We start from the raw sequence: 1,481 nt of genomic DNA, 5'->3' as shown, positions 1-1,481 counted from the left end.
GTCTGTGTAAGAACGTGACTCCTGGGTTTCGTGTGGTTGCTGGTTGGGTCTAGTTGAGGTGGGGTTCGATGCGGTCGGGGTAGGCCAGGGCTAGTTGCCCGAGGGCCTGTTTCCAGTTCGTCACGACTTGGCCCTCGACGAGCCTGCCGGGGGCTCTGCGCGTGGCGGCGGGCTTGCCGCGTTCCTTCTCGCGTTGCCGGGCCCGTTTGTCCTCGATGTCGCAGATCGCCAGCCACAGCAGTTTGCGCGCCGCGAGATCGTTGGGGAAGTGTCCCCGGTTCTTGATGACCTTGCGGAGCTGGTAGTTCAGCGACTCGATCGAGTTGGTGGTGTAGATGACTTTGCGGAGCTCGGGCGGGAACGCCAAGAACGGAATGAACCGGTCCCACGCTCGATCGAAAGCTGCTGCGGCACTCGGATATTTGGTCCCCAGTTCCGAGTCTCGGAAGGCTTCCCATTCGCGGCGGGCGGTCTCGGCGTCGGGGGCGGTGTAGATCGGTTTGATCGCCCGCGCGACGTCTTTGCGGTCCTTGTAGTTCACGAACCGCATCGAGTTGCGGATCAGATGCACCACACACGTTTGCACCGTGGCCAATGGCCAGGTCGCCTCGATCGCCTCGGGGAACCCGGTCAACCCGTCGCAGCACACGATGAGCACGTCCTTGACGCCGCGGTTGGCCAGATTCGCACACACCCCGGCCCAGAACTTCGCGCCTTCCTCGGCTTGTATCCAGATGCCCAGCACATGCTTGACGCCGGCCATGTCGACGCCAATAGCGATGTGGGCGTGTCTGTTTCGGACGTGACCGCCGTCTTTGACCTTCACCACCAGGGCGTCGAGGTAGATGACGGGATACAAGGCTTCCAGCGGCCGGTTCTGCCATTCATCGACCGCGTCGAGGACCTCGTCGCAGATCTTCGAGATCGTCTCATGCGACAGATCGGTGCCGATCGTCGAGGCCAGATGATGCTGAATGTCGCGCAACGTCATGCCGCCGGCATACAGCGAGATGATCATGTCATCGAGCCCGCCGAGCCGGCGGGAACCCTTCGGTACCAGGCGTGGGGTGAACGTGCCCTCACGGTCACGAGGAACGTTCAACTCGACCGGCCCGGCCGCGGAGTCCACCGTTTTCGGGCTCGACCCGTTGCGGGCGTTGGGCAGTTGCCGACCGGCCGGATCGCCCTTGGCATAGCCGAGATGATCGGTCAGCTCGGCCTTCAGGCCGCGTTCGAGAGCGAGTTTGATCAGACCCGGAATCAGGCCGCCGTCGCCGGTGATCTGGACCTGGCCGGTATCGATCTGGGCCAACAACTCATCGACCATGCCCGAGGCCTCCAGCGCCTCGGCCACCTCCGCGGTCGAACGCGGCTCAGCCAACTCAGGCAGCTGCTGACCGTCGTGCTGCTTATCGTCTAACGCCATGCTCATAGATTGTCCTCTCACTGATGAGCACTGGACTTACACAGACCATCTGACA

Annotated in this window: 1 protein-coding gene; it reads right to left on the bottom strand. The window is 62.8% G+C overall.

The annotated features are described in order from the left end of the window. Positions 1-49 precede the first annotated feature (49 nt). Entirely contained in the window at positions 50-1,432 is a 1,383-nt protein-coding gene (locus GOACH_RS22950; RefSeq protein ID WP_005180744.1) for an IS256 family transposase, read from the bottom strand. Between the last annotated feature and the right edge of the window lie 49 nt (positions 1,433-1,481).

This window comes from Gordonia aichiensis NBRC 108223, from assembly GCF_000332975.1.
Lineage (GTDB): Bacteria > Actinomycetota > Actinomycetes > Mycobacteriales > Mycobacteriaceae > Gordonia > Gordonia aichiensis.
Note: the sequence above shows the minus strand (reverse complement) of the source record. Positions and strands in the feature narration are given on the sequence as shown.

Coding starts and splice junctions, on each gene's coding strand:
- GOACH_RS22950 (WP_005180744.1), bottom strand. CDS start 1,432: ATGAGCATGGCGTTAGACGATAAGCAGCACGACGGTCAGCAGCTGCCT.